The sequence below is a fragment of the Mycoplasma imitans ATCC 51306 genome (assembly GCF_000518305.1).
GTDB lineage: Bacteria > Bacillota_I > Bacilli_A > Mycoplasmatales > Mycoplasmoidaceae > Mycoplasmoides > Mycoplasmoides imitans.
Map to the genome: position 1 here is coordinate 92,719 of NZ_JADI01000004.1, position 19,248 is coordinate 111,966.

Consider the following 19,248-nt stretch of genomic DNA (forward strand, 5'->3'; position numbering starts at 1 on the left):
TTTAGATAATTAGTTTAACAATTTGTATTTTCTCTGTTAGATTTGCGTAATGATTTAAAGTAATTAAATATTTCATAAATGGAAGGAATGATTCCTATCATTGTTGGTAAATAAAATAAAACAAATCTTCATAAAAAAATCGTGTTGTTTATATCGTTATTAATTGCTTTAGAATTTAAATACTTAACATTTGCATTAGATATAGATGAAGGATCTATCAATGATTGAAAATACAACTCTAGAGTAACTTGAATTGTTCCTTCGCCTCCTGGAATAGGAATAAAGTTATTAGCAGTTATAGCAACGTTGCTAAAATTAAATACCTTAATAAAACTATATAAATCTGTTAGTTTTGACTTTAATATCTCTAAAGACATATAAACTGAACTGTATTGAAAAATAACTAACGTTGCTGTAAATAAGAACATAAAGATAACAACTCAATATCTCTTAAATTCTTTAATAAACGCCTTTTTTTGATTCACATATTCTAAGCGTTTATCTTCATCAAGTTCTTTAAGTTTCAAAAGTTTTCTAATCTTATTAACAACTTTGTAAACTAATAAATGAAATTTAACACTAAATACAGCCGTTGCAAAAGTTGAAAAGATTCCAAAATCTACTAACATTCCACAAAAAGAAAATCAATAAGCAATTAAACCGTCTTTTGATTTAACTAAAAGATCGTAGTTAGTTGATATATAAATAAAACTAGGTCAAGTTACTGTAATCTGAACTATTGATCAGTAAATTGCTGTAGCACCCACAATTGTAATTGCATCAGATAATTTAACCTTATTTTTAAGCAATCAATATACTTTATATGGTTCAGCTCCCGTAGCAAAAGGTGTTACATTATTTATTAATGTACTCACAAGCGCATATGTTAGCCAATCATATCATTTAGCTTTAATGTTATAACTTTTCGCAATAATATAAAGAGCTAAAAACTGCCATAAAAAGCCATAAAGCATACAAACAAAGACCAAAAAGATAAATATTTTCTGTCTATTATTAGAAGGGTCTCTTAAAATTTGGAAAATCTTATGAAAGCTAATATTTTTTAAAAATATGAACGTTAAAACAGCAACAAGCAGCACAATACAACTTATAATTGTGATACTTATTTGCTTAATATTAGGTTTATTTTTAGCTATATTATTTTGGTTGTACAAGATTTTCTATTTTTCTTTGTTTATATTATAAACAATTACCCTAAAATCCTAGTAATAAAAAAATAAATTAGCAATCTAGTTGAAAAAGTGCTAATTTTTTTATATAATCTTTAGCATAGAACAATAACCAAGTTAAACAATTGGATTGCATCATTAAATTAAATTGAATTTGAAAGGATAAATAACAATGTCTAATAATAATAATGGATTAATTATTGGAATTGACCTTGGAACAACCAACTCATGTGTGTCTGTAATGGAAGGTACACAAAAAGTAGTAATTGAAAACCCTGAAGGTAAAAGAACTACTCCATCTGTAGTTTCATACAAAAATGGTGAAATTATTGTTGGTGATGCTGCTAAGCGTCAAATGCTAACAAACCCAAACACAATCGTTTCTATTAAGCGTTTAATGGGAACAAGTAAAAAAGTTAAGATTAACGATAAAGGTGTAGAAAAAGAACTAACTCCTGAAGAAGTTTCTGCAAGCATCTTAAGTTACCTTAAGGATTATGCTGAAAAGAAAACTGGACAAAAAATTACAAGAGCTGTAATTACTGTTCCAGCTTACTTCAATGACGCTGAACGTCAAGCTACTAAAACTGCTGGTAAAATTGCTGGATTAACTGTAGAAAGAATTATTAATGAACCTACAGCTGCTGCATTAGCTTATGGTATTGATAAAGGAAACCGTGAAATGAAAGTTCTTGTGTACGACCTTGGGGGTGGTACGTTCGACGTTTCATTACTTGATATTGCTGACGGTACTTTCGAAGTTATGGCTACTGCTGGTGATAACAGACTTGGTGGTGATGACTGAGATAACAAGATTATTGAATGAATCGTTGCTGAAATTAAAAAAGATCACCCATCATTAGACCTTAAGTCTGATAAGATGGCTATGCAAAGATTAAAAGAAGCTGCTGAAAGAGCTAAGATCGAACTATCAGCTCAATTAGAAACTTTAATTTCATTACCATTTATTGCAGTTACTCCTGAAGGTCCAGTTAATGCTGAATTAACTTTATCAAGAGCTAAATTCGAAGAACTTACAAAAGACTTACTAGAAAGAACAAGAAACCCGATCGCTGACGTATTAAAAGAAGCTAAGGTTGAACCAAGTCAAATTGACGAAATTCTTTTAGTAGGTGGTTCTACAAGAATGCCTGCAGTACAAAAATTAGTTGAATCTATGATTCCTAATAAATCACCTAACCGCACTATTAACCCTGACGAAGTAGTTGCTATCGGTGCTGCTGTACAAGGTGGGGTATTACGTGGTGATGTTAAAGACATTCTATTATTAGACGTAACTCCATTAACTCTTGCAATCGAAACTTTAGGTGGTGTTGCAACTCCAATTATTAAGAGAAACACAACAATCCCAGTTTCTAAATCACAAATTTTCTCAACAGCTCAAGATAACCAAGAATCAGTTGATGTTTCAATCTACCAAGGTGAACGTCCAATGGCTAGAGAAAACAAGTCATTAGGTACTTTCTCACTAGGGGGAATTCAACCAGCTCCTAAGGGTAAACCACAAATTGAAATTACTTTCAATATTGACGCTAACGGTATCTTAAACGTTAAAGCTAAAGACTTAACAACTGGTAAAGAAAACAGTATTACAATCTCTAACTCAAGTGAATTAGATGAAAACGAAATTCAAAGAATGATTCGTGATGCTGAAGCTAACAAAGAACGTGACGCAATTGTTAAACAAAGAATTGAAATGCGTTATGAAGGTGAAGGTATTGTTAATACAATTAACGAAATCCTTGGATCTAAAGAAGCAGAAGCGTTACCAGCTCAAGAAAAAGCTAGTCTTACTAAGATCGTTGATGGTATTAACGGTGCTCTTAAAGCTGAAAAATGAGATGAGCTTAAAGAACAAATCGACGGCTTCAAGAAATGACGTGATGACATGTCTAAGAAATACGGTGGTGGTGAAACTCCTCCTTCAGACGCTAAATAGTCATATCTAAAACTAATAAAAGAAAAGCATGAAATTTGGAAAAAATCCAAATTTCATGTTTTGGTTTATTTACCTATTTTTTCAATCATTATATTTCTTTTTATATCTGGATATTTTATAATCGTTCAATTAAGAATTAAACAATAATCAACATGTTAAAAAGATCAGCTTGATTTAAATTATTTTGTGCGTTAAGTGGGCTAAGTGTGATTGCATCTTCATGTGGTAACATGAAAGGTTCTTCTATGAACGAAGCTGATGCAATTAATCTTAGTAATTTAACTAGTAGGGATTTAACAGTTATTAGCAAAGAACCGCACGATAAAGTCTTAGCAAGTGATATTAATTCTTCAAACTTTTCTAATTATTTTGACATCAAATTAATTAAACAAGCTCAGCAAAAACAAGACCCAAACACTTTTGTTGATATATCGATTAGTGATTTTGTAGCTGATGATCCTAATGGAGTTTTAACTTTCTCTGTTAATTTAACAAAGAAAGCAATCAACCCTAGTCAAACAAAACAAATAACTTTAGAAATTGCTGGTTTCTTAAAAAAAGAAGAAACTGAAAGTACAAAAGATTCTGCTAATTCAGATACAACCAACAAGGACGCAGCAACCCAAAACGTTTCAACAAATCAACAAAATCCAAATACAAATAATTCAAACAAACCTGATACTTCTTCAAGTGGTACGACATTAAAAGTTTTTAATGATCAAGAGATCTATAAAAAGATTTATGATCGTTCATTTTCATTAGAGTTTTATACACACTATGCGTATTACGATAAGACTAAATCAACTGTTGATGATTTGTATTATGTAACTAATGGTACAGGTTGATTATTAGATTATCAAGTAGATTCGAATAATCCTAATCTTTATCGTTTGTTTTTAGCTACAAACTTACATGTTGCTCAAACATTATGAAATAATAATGATTTTGATAGACCTGTTACGGATTTAGATCCAAAACCTGAAACGGTAGGTTTTTCATTAGGTAAATCTGAAAACCCGCTTTTTACAGCCCAAAATTCACGTGTAAATAACAGTCCTGTAAAATACGTATCAATATTAGATAATCAAAAGTTTTATGATCGTTTACCTAATAAAAATAATGTTCTAAGAGTAGATGATCGAAGATTAAATATTCCTAAAACGATTTTTGCTGCTGTTGATTTTGTTAACGATCAAACAACCAAGGAAGAGTTTTCTTCATACTGAAGAGACCAATTTAAACAAGAATTCATTAATGGAACGGTTCATGATAAAAACATATTGGAACGAACATATCCAAAAGATGAAGAAGAAAGAGCTAGAATAGCTGACAAATACATCGAAAAAGGAATTGGGTTATATAAAGATTTTGCCGTAATAAGTTTTGTAGTTAATATTAGTCAAAAATGATTTAGGGGTGAGGATATTCAACAATATACAAATGGTTCAAAATTACTCCGTAAATATGTTTTAGATGCTATTGATGAACTAAAAGCATCATCAGAAATTGCTAAAGCACCAGGTCAGCTAAATATTAGCAACCCTAACTTGCCATATATCGATATTGATTATGCTTCAGTAAAATACAGTAGAGATAACGCTTTGAGTGTTGATGATATAGGTAAAGCTTATATTGCTGGCTATCCAGGGGTTAAAGATTCACAACAAGCAAATGCTAAAATAAACTTTAGGTGAGTTCAAAATAATATTAATGATGATCCCAATTATCAATTAGCAAACAACATCGATTCAAGTCTTATTGATAAAACGCAAGACTTTAACGGGCTAATTCAACCTTATCACAATAAGTATTATCACCAATATGGGATAACGCAAAAGGTTGAACGATCTTCATTAAGATCAGGTTCTAGTGGTAGTGTGGTTTATTCTAAATATGGATTACCTTTTGGAATCTTCTGAGGTGGATATAATAACATCTCTGAATCAGATCCAAACAGTAATCGTGGCTTATTTGAATATTTGGCTAACGATAAAAAAATTTTATTTAGTCTAAATGTAAACTTTGCAGATACAGGCGAACAAAGAAGATACACAATAAATGTTGAACCATACAACTTGATTGATGGAACAGATAAAACTAAATATCCTAACCAAACTAATTCTTATCGTCAGTCGTTAGCTAAATACCTTGCTTCATTACGAAACGATAGATTTTCTAAAAGCACCTATTTATTTAGTAACCCTTAAAGTTAGTTTTGTGATCTAAAAAAGAACAATCATATAGATAATTAAGTAGATATACGTATCTACTTTTTTATATTATTTTTGAAAAAAACGATATTGTTGCTATAATTTACATATGTTTGTTTGAAATAGTGTGATAAACATTATTTAAAATAAATCATAAATAACGATATTTACTTAATAATAAATAGAAGCAAAGCAGATTTTTAAATAAATAACTAATTGAACGGAAAAAAATATTTAGCCTTTGAATTTATTAAGAAATCGTTAGAAAAAATTTAGAAATTAATTATTAATATTAAGAAAATAATAAAAATATGAAAAAATCAAAAAAAATTTTATTTAGCTTAGGTGCAGTTTTACCTCTTGCGGCTGGAGTGGCATTAACTTCATGTTCTCAAGTGATGCCTCCTAAAGATAATACAGGCTATCAATTTGCTGCTGATGCAGATTTAAGAAAAGCTGCAGCTGGAAACATTGGAACAATTAATCAAGTTAAAAACGTAGTTGAAAATTCATTACAATTAGCAGAAGCTGTTCCTAGTACTTCAAGTTCTGTAACTCTTGTAGAAGGTGATGGTGCTAGCGGTACTGGTACTACCGGTACTGGTAACACTGGTGATAATAGTGGTACTGGTAGTGCTGCTGGTACTGGCGGTACTGGAATGCAAAATATGCCAACACAAGATCAACCACAAGTAATGTTGTCTGGTGCTTGAAAGCACTTTTATGCAATTGCAAAGGATATGCAAGAGAGCGACGCTAAGACTAAGGCTACTGCTGGTTTAACTACATTCCGTAACACTTTTAAAGCTAAATTTGCTGATTTACTAAATTTTGCCGGAGGTAAAACTTTAACTGACGGCAGTGCTTCATTAGATGATTTAAACACTGCTAGAGATAGCTTTGTAGCTAAATGAAAAGAAGTGTTTAAAGTTTACAATGAATTAGGTACTGCTCTTGGTCAAAGCGTAACTTTTGATACAACCAAGACTTTAGAAGAATTAACTCAAGCAAGTCAAGGATTAAGTAGTTTATACAAAATTAATCAAGTTGATGTTTACAACTTCGCTAAACCTGTTGCAGGTAGCTCATATAATGACTTAGCTAGATTCTTTGAAGCTTTAAACGGAAATTTAGGTATACAATTCGCTAATAACGCTACAAAAGATACAGTATTTAAATTATTTGGAAATACAATGGCTTTAATAATGAGTCGTCAATTAAGAATTATTGATGGTGCTATTAACTCAGTTTTATTAACAACTCCTGCAAATAAAAAAGATGGTGTTGAAACTAAATTATTAGCAAACATAAACAAAAACTCAACCATTAAATCAAGATACGACACAGCTGTAGCTACTTTAAAGAATGTTAAAGAGTTAACAGACAAATGAGCAAACAGTTCAATCATTACGAAGGCTGAAGGTCAACAATCTAAATTAGAAATGGCTGCAACTAAGGGTAACGAACAATCTAAAGCGTTACTAACTAAAGTAGTAAATGCTATTTATGGTAACACTGCTAATATGCCAGCCTTCGCTGCTAAAGGTTTATTAAAGTCAGTTACAGATCTTACTGCTCAACTAGATGGCGTTAAGAGTTTAGTTTCAGCAAGTTACACTAAATTAGCCGACTTCTTAAGTGTTTACAAAATGACTAACAGTTCATGAATGGATGGTGTTGGTATATTTGTTAACAGCTCAGCTCTTTCTGCTTTAACTACTGATGCTATTAGTAAATTAGCTCCTGCAGAAGGTAATATGGAAACAGACAAAGCTTTATTCGACGAAGTTAAAGCTGAACTTACAAAACTAGTAGCTGATACTGCAAGTTTATCTAAGAATGGTGGTGCTCAAGATATGAAATCTGCGTTCTACCTAAACCAAATGGTAAGATCAATTACTTCTGATAACCAAGCTAGATTAGCTTCTATGGGTGAAGGTGTTGACGGATTCAAAGCATACGCAAACAACCTAATCGCTTAATCATTTGTAATTAGATTAGTTTTAAAAGAAACAATAAAACAAAATTAACCTAACACGTTAAGTTAAAAAGCTTCATCAACAGATTCAAAATTTTAAATATTTGAATTAGATGAAAGCTTTTTGTTATATAATATATACTGCACGTTCAGCAAACTAATATTAGACTAAAACAAAGGGTGCGTAATAGGTCATTTAGACGTATTGCGTTCGTTACTAGGTAAGCTGATTATACTGAAAACGCTTAACACCTTTTTATTATTTAAGAATTAGTTTTTATATCTCGTTTGTTTGCGTGTAAAATTATTCACATAAACAAGGATTTTCATATAAATGTCACGTTATACAGGCAGCATTTATCGTAAAGCCAGAAGATTGAATTTTTCAATTCTTGAATCTGGAAAAGAATTTACGAATAATAAGTCAAAAAAAGGTGTTAAATTTCCTGGACAACACGGATCTTTAATTCGTCCTAAATTATCAAACTACGGTGAACAATTACAAGAAAAGCAAAAAATGCAATTCATGTATGGTTTAAACGACCGTCAGTTTAGAAGATTATTTGCGGTTTCTAAAAAGATGAGTGGGATCTTAACCATGAACTTATTTAGAACACTTGAATCTAGATTAGATAATCTAGTATTCAGAATGGGTTTTGCACCAACAAGAAGAGGGGCAAGACAATTAGTTAACCACGGTCACGTTTTGGTTAACGGTAAAACTTTTGATATTCCAAGTGCTTTAATTAGTTTAGGTTCAGTAGTTGAACTTAAGCCAAGAGCACACAACTTACCATTAGTAAAATTAGCTTTAGAATCTAAAGCTGTAGCTCCATTTGTTGAAGTTAATAAAAAAACACTATCAGGTACTTATGTAAGATACCCAGAACGTAATGAATTACCTGCTGATGTTAATGAAACATACGTAGTTGAGTACTACAAACGTTTAGTTAAATAGTTAGGAGACAAATACAGATATGGCAACAATTGCACAATTAATTAGAAAACCAAGAAAAAATAAGGTTAAGAAATCTAAATCTCCTGCTTTACAAGTAAATTTAAATACTCTTGAAAAGAAGGTGACTAGTAAATCATCACCATTCAAGCGCGGTGTATGTACCCGTGTAGGGACAATGACACCCAAAAAACCGAACTCAGCGCTACGTAAATACGCTAAGGTTAAATTAACCAACGGTATGGAAGTATTAGCTTATATTCCAGGTGAAGGTCATAACTTACAAGAACACTCTGTTGTATTAATCAGAGGTGGTCGTGTTAAAGACTTACCAGGGGTGAGATATCATATCGTTCGTGGTACTTTAGATACAACTGGTGTAGATAAGAGAAGACAACAACGTTCTGCATATGGTGCAAAACGTCCAAAGGCAGATAAGAAGAAATAGGACTAAGATATGCGTAAAAATAGAGCAGAAAAAAGAAAAGTATTACCAGATCCAGTTTATAACTCAGTTCTGGTTACTAGAGCAATCAATGCAATCATGTTAGATGGTAAAAAAGGAATTGCTCAAAAGATTTTATATGGTTCATTTGATTTAATCGCTCAAAAAACTCAAAAAGACCCAATAGAAGTTTTCAACAAAGCAGTAGAAAACATCATGCCAAGACTAGAACTTAAAGTTCGCCGTATTGCTGGTGCTAACTACCAAGTACCTACTGATGTAAGTCCTGAAAGAAAAGTTACTTTAGCATTAAGATGATTAGTAACCCTTTCAAGAAAACGTCATGAAAAAACAATGTTAGACAAGATTGCTAACGAAATTATTGATGCTTCAAACAACACTGGAGCTTCAGTTAAAAAACGTGAAGACACTCACAAAATGGCAGAAGCTAACAAAGCATTTGCTCATATGAGAATGTAAGATTAAACTATGGCTAGACAATATCCTTTAGAAAAGTTCAGAAATTTCGGTATCATGGCACACATTGATGCTGGTAAAACAACAACTTCTGAAAGAATTTTATTCCACTCTGGAAAAACTCACAAGATCGGTGAAACTCACGATGGTGCTTCAGTTATGGACTGAATGGCACAAGAAAAAGAACGTGGGATTACGATTACTTCAGCAGCTACTTCAGTTACATGAAAAGACTGCCAACTTAACTTAATCGATACCCCAGGGCACGTTGACTTCACCGTTGAAGTTGAACGTTCATTAAGAGTATTAGACGGTGCAGTTGCTGTATTAGATGCCCAAATGGGTGTTGAACCTCAAACTGAGACAGTTTGACGTCAAGCAAGTCGTTATGAAGTTCCTAGAATTGTGTTCGTTAATAAAATGGACAAAACTGGTGCTAACTTCCAAAGATCAGTTGATTCAATTCACTCAAGACTAGGTGTTAAGTCTGTTCCGATCCAATTACCAATCGGATCTGAAAATGATTTCGTAGGAATCATTGACCTAGTTGAAATGAAAGCTTACTTCTTTGATGGTGGTGAAAATGAAAACTACGAAACCAAAGATATTCCTGCAGAATATCTAGAAGAAGCCAAAAAAGCTCACGCTCATATGTTAGATGAGATCGTAACTTTTGATGAATCAGTAATGGAAAAATACCTAGAAGGTCAAGAAATTTCTAAAGCAGAAATTAAATCTTGTATCAGAAAAGGTGTAGTTTCATCAACCTTATTCCCAGTGTTATGTGGTACTGCATTTAAAAACAAAGGTGTTAAGCCTTTATTAGATGCAGTAGTTGATTACTTACCATCACCAATAGATGTACCGGCTGCTAAGGGTTACAAGAACGGTGATGAGATTCAGATCGCTACAAGTGATGATGCTCCTTTTGTTGGTTTAGCATTTAAAGTAGCTACTGACCCATTTGTTGGACGTTTAACTTTCGTTAGAGTTTACTCTGGAGTATTAACTTCAGGTTCTTACGTAGTAAACACAACTAAGGATAAGAAAGAAAGAGTATCAAGAATTGTGAAAATGCACGCTCAGCAACGTAATGAAATTAGTGAAATCCGTGCTGGTGATATCTGTGCGATTGTTGGTCTAAAAGATACTACAACTGGTGATACAATTGCTTCTGAAAATCAAGATGTGACATTAGAATCAATGTCGTTTGCTCAACCAGTTATTTCATTAGCTGTTGAACCTAAGACTAAAGCTGACCAAGAAAAGATGGGGATCTCACTATCTAAATTAGCTGAAGAAGACCCAACATTCAGAACATACACTGATGAAGAAACTGGTCAAACAATTATTGCTGGTATGGGTGAGTTACACCTTGATATCTTAGTTGACCGTCTAAGACGTGAATTTAAGGTTGACGTTAACGTTGGTGCTCCTCAAGTAAGTTACCGCGAAACACTTAAAGCAAAAGCTGATGTTGAAGGTAAATACATTAAACAATCTGGTGGTCGTGGTCAATATGGTCACGTAGTGATTACTTTTGAACCTAACCATGATAAAGGTTTTGAATTTGAAGACAAGATTGTTGGTGGTAAGATTCCAAAAGAATACATTAAGTCAGTTAAAGCTGGTCTTGAAGCTGCAATGAATAATGGTCCTCTTGCAGGTTATCCAATGATCGATATTAAAGCAAGTTTATTCGATGGTTCATACCACGATGTAGACTCAAACGAAATGGCTTATAAGATTGCTGCGTCTATGGCTCTTAAAGAAGCTGGTAAGCGTTGTCAACCTGCTTTATTAGAACCAATTATGGCTATTGAAGTAACTGTTCCTGAACAATACTTTGGTGATACCATGGGTGATATTTCTTCAAGAAGAGGGATGATTGAAGGAACTGAATCACGTGATAATGTTCAAGTAATTAAGGCTAAAGTACCTTTAAGCGAAATGTTTGGTTATGCGACCGACTTAAGATCATTTACCCAAGGTCGTGGTAACTACATTATGCAGTTCTCTCACTACGCAGAAGCTCCTAAATCAGTAGTCGAAAAAGTTATTGAAGCTAAAGCGAAAAAAAATTAAAATAGCTTAGCTAATTTTAATAACCAAAATATATATCTAAATAAGACTTTTCATTAAAAAATTAAATTTAAATTATTTAGAATATACCTTAAAGATATCAATACAAATAAAACTAAAATGGGTCAAGAGTTAAATAAATTAAAAAAACACAAGATCATTTCAATCGTCCTAATGATTATTGGACTTGTTGCGTTATTGTTAGGAATTGCGATGATCGCAATCTTAGCAAGTCCGCTTAACACAGTGGATACTCAACAGATGGTAGATGGTCAACAAACTCAAGTAACTAAACGAATTAGTACTTTATCATTCTTATTTGGAGATTTCAAAGATTACAAATTAAACGTTGTAGGTTACTTACAAATTGTAGGTGCAGCTGTTGGATTAGTCCTTGGTGTTCTATTATTCCCAATAGGCACAGCGTTCTTTGTTAAAACTAAGAACAGAACTAATGAAATGCTTGCTGCAATTGCAGCTGCTGAAGCTGAAGAACAAGAACAACAAGAAGAAGTTGTTGAAGAAAATCCAACAACTAGTGTTACTCAAGAAGCAGCAATTAATACTGAACAAGTATCTCCAACTCAAGCTGTTAGTACTGAACAAGTTCATGGTGGTTTACTACCATCTGGTCAACCAATGGGTATGCAACCAAACCAAATGGCTCTAGGTTCTGCTCCAATGCCAGGTGCTAGAATGTTAGCTCCAGGTCAACCAGGTCAACCAAGACCATTCCCACAACAAGTTCCTCGTGCAATGCTTCCAGGTCAAGCGCCTCAACAAGGCCTACGTCCAATGGGTCCACAAGGTCCTCAAGGCCCAAGACCGATGCTTAACGGTCCTCAAGGCCCACGTCCTAACCCTCAACAAGGCGGACCGAGACCTATGGGTCCACAAGGTCCTCAAGGCCCAAGACCAATGGGTCCACAAGGTCCTCAAAGTCCACGTCCTAACCCTCAACAAGGCGGTCCAAGACCTATGGGTCCTCAAGGCCCAAGACCTATGCCTAAAGACCCTCAACAAGGTCCACGTCCAATGGGTCCTAGACCAGGTCCGCGTTAATTTAAGGATAAGTAAATAACAAAAAATAAACCGCAAACGCGGTTTATTTTTTTACATCTATAAATTGATTAATTATTAATCAATAGCTGGTTTGGTTGAATAAAGATAGATCACAACATCTTCATTATTAACATCTTTAATCTGTGCATTATTAATCATTAAGGGGATCTTAATAATCTGATACATCTTATTTATCTCGTAATCAGCATAATTAATATGTGAAGCGCTAAAACCAAATAATTCTTGATCAGATTCGATTAGTTTTTTAGCGTTCTCTAGAAATGTTGGATCATCACTTAGTAATAATAAGATCTGGTTAGAATTTTTAATATCGTTTTCAACATCATTATTAAGCATTAATGTTTCATAACGTGATAATAATGATTTAAAGCGATGAATGATTGATGTACTAACACTCTTTTCATCGTTAGATTCCACGTATTGAAAGGTATTCATTAGGTTAATGTATTCTTGTTGAAACTTCTTATTAACCTGATCGATCTTATCAGAATAGATCAGAATATTATTGTGATTTTCATCAACAATTACATTTGTTGCTTTCATTAAAGCTCAGTTAGTAAACAGTTTTTCAATTTTATGCTTTAATAAAAACGGAATAATATTTTTGTGCAAGTTGAACTTATTTAAAACCAATTTAGTAATCTGATTTACTAGTTTATGATCAACTTGCTCGATAGTTAATTTTTTAAGCATAAGAAGATTTTAAATTATTTTAAAAAGTATTGCTAATATGTTAAAATAGTTAAGGTATAAAAATAATAAACAAAATATGGCTCGTAGAGATGATCTAACCGGGCTTGGTCCTTTAGCGGGAAATAATCGTTCTCACGCTTTAAACATTACCAAGCGTCGTTGAAACTTAAACTTACAAAAAGTTAAAGTAAAAACTGATCGTGGTGCATTAACTGTTAAAGTTTCAGCTAGAACGATCAGAACATTAAGAAAACTAGACCTATTGGCTTAGTACTTAATTAAAATATGAAATACAGCGTTATATGACGCTGTTTTTTTGTCATGTTATAAAAAATAAAACATTAAAAAAATTTATTATGGCTAGAAAAGAATACGAATTTACAGCAAAATTAAACCCTGATCGTACAGTTACGGGTAAAACTCCAAGACATGAACTTGTTATGGATTCTTCAGCTACTAAAGCACCTACACCATTAGAATTAATGCTAAATGGTTTAATGGGATGTGAAATGAGCGTAATTAACTATTACGGACCTAAAGTGTTTGGATTACAACTTCAAGAATTAGAAATGAAGATCCAAGCATGGAGAGATCCAGAACCAGCAGATGAATACTATGGTCTAAGAAAGATCGAAATTGAATGAATTGTTAAATCTAACAAGACATTAGAAGAGATAAAAGAGATCATTAAATACTCTCACAAGATCTGCCCAGTGTTTAATTCATTATCTGGAAGAATCGTAATTGACGAAAAGATTACTTTAAAATAAAGAATATGAAAAATATTACCAATAATTCCTAGTAAGGTTTATTGGTAATATTTATTTACTTTGCTTTCACGTTTGTTAGCAATCCCTTGATCAATTTTTCTTAGTGCAAAAACCATAAATTTTGCAGGGTAATAATATACGGCTGGAATAATTATTAGATTGAAGAAGATTAAAGAAACAAATACAGAATTGTTTTGTTCTGCTGATAACTTAAATGATAATTTTATCGATTGATATCAAGAAGGATTGATATCAACTTTACCAATTATATTTATGAATAAGTAACCAAATACAAAAGTTGAAGTTCATCCAACTAGTTGGAATCACAATGGATAACAAAAACCGATATGGTTGGTTAATTTATTAAATTGGTTGATAAACTTAGAATTAGACCTTTTATCATTTGTGTTATATCCTAAAAAAGTATTTAGTCATAATCAAGACAAAATTAAGATTAATGGTGAAGCATAAGCGTTAGCTAATATAAAATCAAACACTATTTTCTTGTAATAAGTAAAGTCTAATACAGTCTGGATAACTATTGCTGATAAAGTTAATACGCCTAATGTAATTAACGAAAATTTGAATTTTCAAATCCTAATGTATTTACGCATATATAACCCGAAATAAAATAGGGTCATAGTGTTGATGATTCCGCTATATCTAAACACTTCAAAAAGTCATGGATTAGCTTTACCTACAGCCTCATTTTCTGTTGCTATTGATAAACAAATATGAGTAAAGAAACAATAAGTTACTAAGATAACAATAAGTAAAGTATTTCAGAAAAATCCAAATTTATTTAAGAAGTTAATGATTAAAAAACCAAATAAATTAAATCAGAATAATGTAACAACAAACGTTGTACCAATAACGTTGTAGTTAGCTAAAGGTAATAAAGTGTATAAAAATACAAATCCGTATCAATTTTTTGGATTAGTGCCTCATCCTAAAAGTGGGTCATTTTTGTTAGCTAGAATTCCTAACTGCACAAGATTATCATTCCTATTTCTTAAGATTGTTAAAGTAATAATGAATATGATAATACTAATAATAGCGCACGTATAAAAACAAAAATAAAAGAAACGATTTTTATATATGTATTGTTTAAAAGTTAAATGTTTATGGGTGTAGACATCAAATCCAATTGCTATAGCTGAGATGCAATATCCCAAACCAACAAATGGATATCAGATGAAATTAAAAAAAACTTTGAATCCAGGTGAAACATCACCGCCTATCATTAAAAAGCCTATGGAAACTAGCGAACTAAATACACCTATAAAAATAATGGCTTTTAAACCTCTTGGGTTGAATTTGTAAGTGCTAAGCGCATTATTTTCAATATATTTTGTCATTATATAAACATTTTATAGACTTATTGATTTTATCAATATTAAATTTTTTAGAACTAGAATTATAATATGTCGGCTTTGTACTTAGTAGGATTACCGATTGGTAATCTTAGTGAAATTAATAATCGTGCGTTAGAAATTCTTAATAGATTAGAAATTATTTACTGCGAAAATACGGAGAATTTTAAAAAATTATTAATTTTATTGAATATCGATTTTAGCAACAAGAAAATAATTAGTTATCACAAATTCAACGAGTCTAATCGATTTAAGGAGATTGAAAATTATTTAAATAATAATGATGTTGGACTAGTTAGTGATGCAGGTTTTCCTTGTATCAATGATCCTGGACAAAAATTGGTTAGTTATTTAAGAAATAATGATTTTAACCAGATTATTTGTATTAATGGTTCAAATGCTGCGCTTTGTGCGCTAGCAACTAGTGGCTTTGATAGCTCGCAATTCTATTATGGTGGTTTCTTGGGTTACAAAAAACAAGAAATTATTAATGAATTGAATGAAAAACTTAAATATCAAACCACATTAATATATTACGAATCAGTTCATAGAATTAAAAATACCCTAGAAATTATTAATGAAAATTTTCCAGATTTAAAAGTTTGCGTAGCAAGAGAATTAACCAAAAAATTTGAGTCATTATATTTTGGAAAAATCGATAAAATAATCGGTAAAATTGAATATAAAGGTGAATTTGTGATTTTAATTAATAAACCAATTATTAGTAAAAATCAAGAAATAAATCAAGAAATAATTAACGAATTAAATACATTAATAAAATATAAAATGCGTCCAAAAGATGCATGCAAGTATCTAGCTGATAAATACAACTTAAAGAGTTCATTACTATATGCTTTTTGTATCGAAAAATAAAGAACCTTTTTACCAACCTAAGTCAATGAGTGACATAATAGGACAAAAGCATCTATTGCACGAATTTGGAATATTAAAAAGAATGGTAGATCTTAGAAAACCATATTCTTTATTAGTTACCGGAGAACCTGGAATAGGTAAAACAACTATATGCAATATCTTGATTTCAGAAATGAATTTACCTAGTTTTCGGTTTAATTCAGCTAGTGATAGTTTGCAAGAATTAAAAGAATTCATAAATAAATCTAAAGAATACGATCAATGTGTAATCGTAATAGACGAAATTCATAGATTGCACAGAGATAAACAAGATATCTTAATTAAGGGTTTGGATGCTAAGTCGTTTATTTTATTTGGGATTACAACTGAAAATCCTTATTTTAGTATTAATCCAGCAATCCGTTCTCGCGTTCATACAGTTCAATTAGTTAATCCTACAAGTATCGAACTTTTTGAAGGTTATAAAAAAGTTCTTAAGGAAAAAAATATCACAAATATTAGCGATGACATTTTATATAAAATCTCTTATATGGTTAATGGAGATTTGCGTAAAGGTATTAATATAATTGAGCTATTAGATATTTATTACAAAAATGTAAAAATTACCGAAGAAACGTTAAAAAATGTTATTGATAATAATGTTGCATTAGCTTCATATGGAGACACTTTTCACGATCTAAAATCAGCATTACAAAAATCGATTAGAGGATCAGATCCTGATGCTGCTGTTTATTATTTAGCTCAATTAATTGCTACAAAAGATTTAGTAACAATTTCTAGAAGATTAATAGCTTGCGCTTATGAAGACATCGGTTTAGCAAATCCTGAATTATGTTCGAGAGTTTACTTAGCAACTCAAGCTGCAAAAGAGGTTGGTTTCCCAGAAGCTAACCAAATCTTGAGCAGCGTTGTTATAGAGATGGCATTATCTGAAAAATCAAGTAGTGCTTACGAAGCCATATCAGATGCCTTAATCGAAGTCGCTAACGGTAATATTCATGATGTTCCTTGACATATTAAAAAAAATCCATTTGATTTATCAAGCCCTTTAAATAATATGCAAAAATATAAAAACCCTCATAATTATGATAACCATTGAGTAAGCCAAGATTATTTACCTAGAGAGATTAGAGACAAGAAATATTACGTGAAACAAACACACAACTATAATGAAAAACTAATGAATGAATACTGATTAAAATGAAGAAAAGAAAAATAATCAGAATAACTATATTAAAAAAATGATCTCGACGAGATCATTTTTTTTAATCACTCAATAAAACTAAATTGAGTTACTCTAATTCCTTTTTTATTTCTTCTGCTAGTCCTGGGTATTGATAACAAGCTTTTTCGAAAAATTCAATTAATTGTTTTCTTGCTTTTGATCTTTTAACAATATAGCCGTTTACTGATTTATAGAATATTAGTCTTAATATCAAAGTAATAACACCTAATGATAATAATGTGAAGCTGACAGACATTAGAATTAATGATACAAATTTTAGATTTTGTGAAAACTGATCTGAACTAACGGCGTTATTTACTTGAATTAAACTGCTAACTATATTGCTAATTGGAGCAACAGTTTTGTCAACATTATCAATTAGTTGTGAAATATTAATAATGTCATGAAGTTTTCTAGCATCATCTAATCCCATATCGACATTATTTATTGCTTTTTCAGCACTCGGAATCACTTCATCGCGTAAATTTATTGCAGTTTTTTCAAACTCGTCTAGTCTACGCATTGCATTTTCATAATCTTGGGGGGCTACCAGTTTAAAAGTCACTTCATGCTTCTTTAATGTATCTCTTATTTCTTGTATAGATTGTTCTACAGAAGCTACATTATCTTTAGTATTACTTATTGTAGTTTTAAATTCATCCAAACTACCACCAACAGTGCTTATTGCATCATCAATTTTTCTAGGAATTGTTTTTATTTCAGGATTTGCAGCAATATTTTGAACATCTTTTAATATTTCTTGCGTTTGACCCAACAACCCGTTGTTTCTATCCTGGAAGTTTTTGTAATAAGTAGAAATTGTTTCGTTAAATACGACACCAGCTACACCTATACCACCGAGTGCTAATACTACGACTAAGCCTACGATGTATATAAATCTTCTAATTACTTTATTAAAAAATCTAACCATGTCTAATCAAATACTTAAGTATTATTAATTAATTTTCAGTAACAACTAAAATATAAAATTATAAAAAATTATCTATCAAAAAAGCCAAAACAATAAACTAAATTATGTCGACTAGTAATTTTTAATTATAACAAATTCATAATCACGATAAAGATTATTAAATTAAAAATATCTCCAACGTGTTATCACAAACATCAAGAAGAAAAAAGTGTTCGTCTACCTAACTGCTTTCTTATTGTGAATTTTTATTTAATCAACCGCACAGTGATTTTCCAAATACTCAAATTTAAAAAAAGAAATGTAGCTTAATTTAAAACATTTGATTGAACTTTTTTATAAATAAATATTTTTTAAATATAAATTTTTAAAAATTAACGGTAAAAACGACGTTTTTATAATTATTTTTAATTAATACGAATTTTAAAAATGCAATTACTTTAATCTAAAAATTTAATAATAAGTTTTCACTATAGTTCGCATAAACTTAATAAATAGCGAATTTTTATTAAATGTAGCATCTTTCTGCTCAGATTTCATTTACATACATTAGCGTAAAATCGACATCGATAAATTAATAAATCTAGTTTTTATATGATAATTTTAATATTGATTTTATTTAAATTTACCGTGTATTTTTAATAAAAACAAAATTATATTTATTTTTATAAAAATTGCTTAACTATTCTTTGTTTGGTATTTAAAAAAAACACAAATTTAAACAAATATAAAACGATAGTTCCAGATAAGAATCCGATTTATCTAATCAAAATTTTGATAACTAAAAGTACAAAAAAATAATATAAGAACCTTAATAGTATAATATAGGTAATTAAACTTATTTATAGAAAGATAGATCATGAGTAAAGTACTTTTTATTAATTCTTCACCAATTGCTCACGAAAGCAGTTTTTCTTACCAATTAGCTAAAGCTTTTGAAGCTGAATATTTAAAACTTAACCCTTCTGACCAAATAACTTGATTAGATTTAAACGAACACGAAAAA

16 protein-coding genes are annotated in these 19,248 nt (G+C 31.0%); 12 read left to right on the plus strand and 4 right to left on the minus strand.

The window, feature by feature from the left end:
• Positions 1 to 14 precede the first annotated feature (14 nt).
• Positions 15 to 875, minus strand: a complete 861-nt coding sequence (locus P690_RS0100410) for a lysylphosphatidylglycerol synthase transmembrane domain-containing protein (RefSeq protein WP_245576636.1) — start codon at positions 873 to 875, stop codon at positions 15 to 17.
• 487 nt (positions 876 to 1,362) lie between these two features.
• Here P690_RS0100410 and dnaK point away from each other — a divergent pair, with 487 nt between their 5' ends.
• The 8 genes from dnaK to P690_RS0100450 all read left to right on the plus strand — a co-directional run bounded on the left by dnaK (position 1,363) and on the right by P690_RS0100450 (position 12,359).
• Positions 1,363 to 3,150, plus strand: a complete 1,788-nt coding sequence (gene dnaK, locus P690_RS0100415; protein ID WP_027121839.1) for a molecular chaperone DnaK — start codon at positions 1,363 to 1,365, stop codon at positions 3,148 to 3,150.
• A 152-nt stretch (positions 3,151 to 3,302) separates the two neighbouring features.
• Positions 3,303 to 5,357, plus strand: coding sequence for an MIP family Ig-specific serine endopeptidase (locus P690_RS0100420; protein ID WP_027121840.1), 2,055 nt, complete (start codon positions 3,303 to 3,305; stop codon positions 5,355 to 5,357).
• 314 nt (positions 5,358 to 5,671) lie between these two features.
• Positions 5,672 to 7,342, plus strand: coding sequence for a hypothetical protein (locus P690_RS03890; RefSeq protein ID WP_051420941.1), 1,671 nt, complete (start codon positions 5,672 to 5,674; stop codon positions 7,340 to 7,342).
• Positions 7,343 to 7,672: 330 nt separating this feature from the next.
• On the plus strand, positions 7,673 to 8,296 hold the full coding sequence (rpsD, locus tag P690_RS0100430; RefSeq protein WP_027121841.1) for a 30S ribosomal protein S4: 624 nt from the start codon (positions 7,673 to 7,675) through the stop codon (positions 8,294 to 8,296).
• A 19-nt stretch (positions 8,297 to 8,315) separates the two neighbouring features.
• Positions 8,316 to 8,741, plus strand: a complete 426-nt coding sequence (rpsL, locus tag P690_RS0100435; protein WP_027121842.1) for a 30S ribosomal protein S12 — start codon at positions 8,316 to 8,318, stop codon at positions 8,739 to 8,741.
• A 9-nt stretch (positions 8,742 to 8,750) separates the two neighbouring features.
• On the plus strand, positions 8,751 to 9,218 hold the full coding sequence (gene rpsG / locus P690_RS0100440) for a 30S ribosomal protein S7 (protein ID WP_027121843.1): 468 nt from the start codon (positions 8,751 to 8,753) through the stop codon (positions 9,216 to 9,218).
• 9 nt (positions 9,219 to 9,227) lie between these two features.
• Positions 9,228 to 11,300 (plus strand): elongation factor G, encoded by a 2,073-nt coding sequence (fusA, locus tag P690_RS0100445; protein WP_027121844.1) that lies wholly within the window; start codon positions 9,228 to 9,230, stop codon positions 11,298 to 11,300.
• 117 nt (positions 11,301 to 11,417) lie between these two features.
• Positions 11,418 to 12,359 (plus strand): hypothetical protein, encoded by a 942-nt coding sequence (locus tag P690_RS0100450; RefSeq protein WP_027121845.1) that lies wholly within the window; start codon positions 11,418 to 11,420, stop codon positions 12,357 to 12,359.
• Positions 12,360 to 12,434: 75 nt separating this feature from the next.
• On the opposite strand, the gene P690_RS0100455 is transcribed toward P690_RS0100450, so the two are convergent.
• The gene (locus tag P690_RS0100455) at positions 12,435 to 13,073 is read right to left on the minus strand and encodes a hypothetical protein (RefSeq protein WP_027121846.1); all 639 of its coding nucleotides are present in this window, start codon (positions 13,071 to 13,073) and stop codon (positions 12,435 to 12,437) included.
• A gap of 76 nt (positions 13,074 to 13,149) precedes the next feature.
• Here P690_RS0100455 and rpmB point away from each other — a divergent pair, with 76 nt between their 5' ends.
• Both rpmB and P690_RS0100465 read left to right on the plus strand, forming a co-directional pair.
• Positions 13,150 to 13,344, plus strand: coding sequence for a 50S ribosomal protein L28 (gene rpmB, locus P690_RS0100460; protein WP_027121847.1), 195 nt, complete (start codon positions 13,150 to 13,152; stop codon positions 13,342 to 13,344).
• Positions 13,345 to 13,429: 85 nt separating this feature from the next.
• Positions 13,430 to 13,843, plus strand: a complete 414-nt coding sequence (locus P690_RS0100465; RefSeq protein WP_027121848.1) for an OsmC family protein — start codon at positions 13,430 to 13,432, stop codon at positions 13,841 to 13,843.
• 38 nt (positions 13,844 to 13,881) lie between these two features.
• Here P690_RS0100465 and P690_RS0100470 read toward each other — a convergent pair whose 3' ends face one another.
• Positions 13,882 to 15,201 (minus strand): hypothetical protein, encoded by a 1,320-nt coding sequence (locus P690_RS0100470; RefSeq protein WP_027121849.1) that lies wholly within the window; start codon positions 15,199 to 15,201, stop codon positions 13,882 to 13,884.
• A gap of 66 nt (positions 15,202 to 15,267) precedes the next feature.
• Between P690_RS0100470 and rsmI the strand changes: the two genes are divergently transcribed.
• Positions 15,268 to 16,089, plus strand: coding sequence for a 16S rRNA (cytidine(1402)-2'-O)-methyltransferase (gene rsmI / locus P690_RS0100475; protein WP_027121850.1), 822 nt, complete (start codon positions 15,268 to 15,270; stop codon positions 16,087 to 16,089).
• 25 nt (positions 16,090 to 16,114) lie between these two features.
• Positions 16,115 to 17,308, plus strand: a complete 1,194-nt coding sequence (locus P690_RS0100480; RefSeq protein WP_245576638.1) for an AAA family ATPase — start codon at positions 16,115 to 16,117, stop codon at positions 17,306 to 17,308.
• A gap of 73 nt (positions 17,309 to 17,381) precedes the next feature.
• On the opposite strand, the gene P690_RS0100485 is transcribed toward P690_RS0100480, so the two are convergent.
• Positions 17,382 to 18,245: an MG_279/MG_280 family protein gene (locus tag P690_RS0100485; protein WP_027121852.1), complete on the minus strand. Its 864-nt coding sequence runs from the start codon at positions 18,243 to 18,245 to the stop codon at positions 17,382 to 17,384.
• Positions 18,246 to 19,248 lie beyond the last annotated feature (1,003 nt).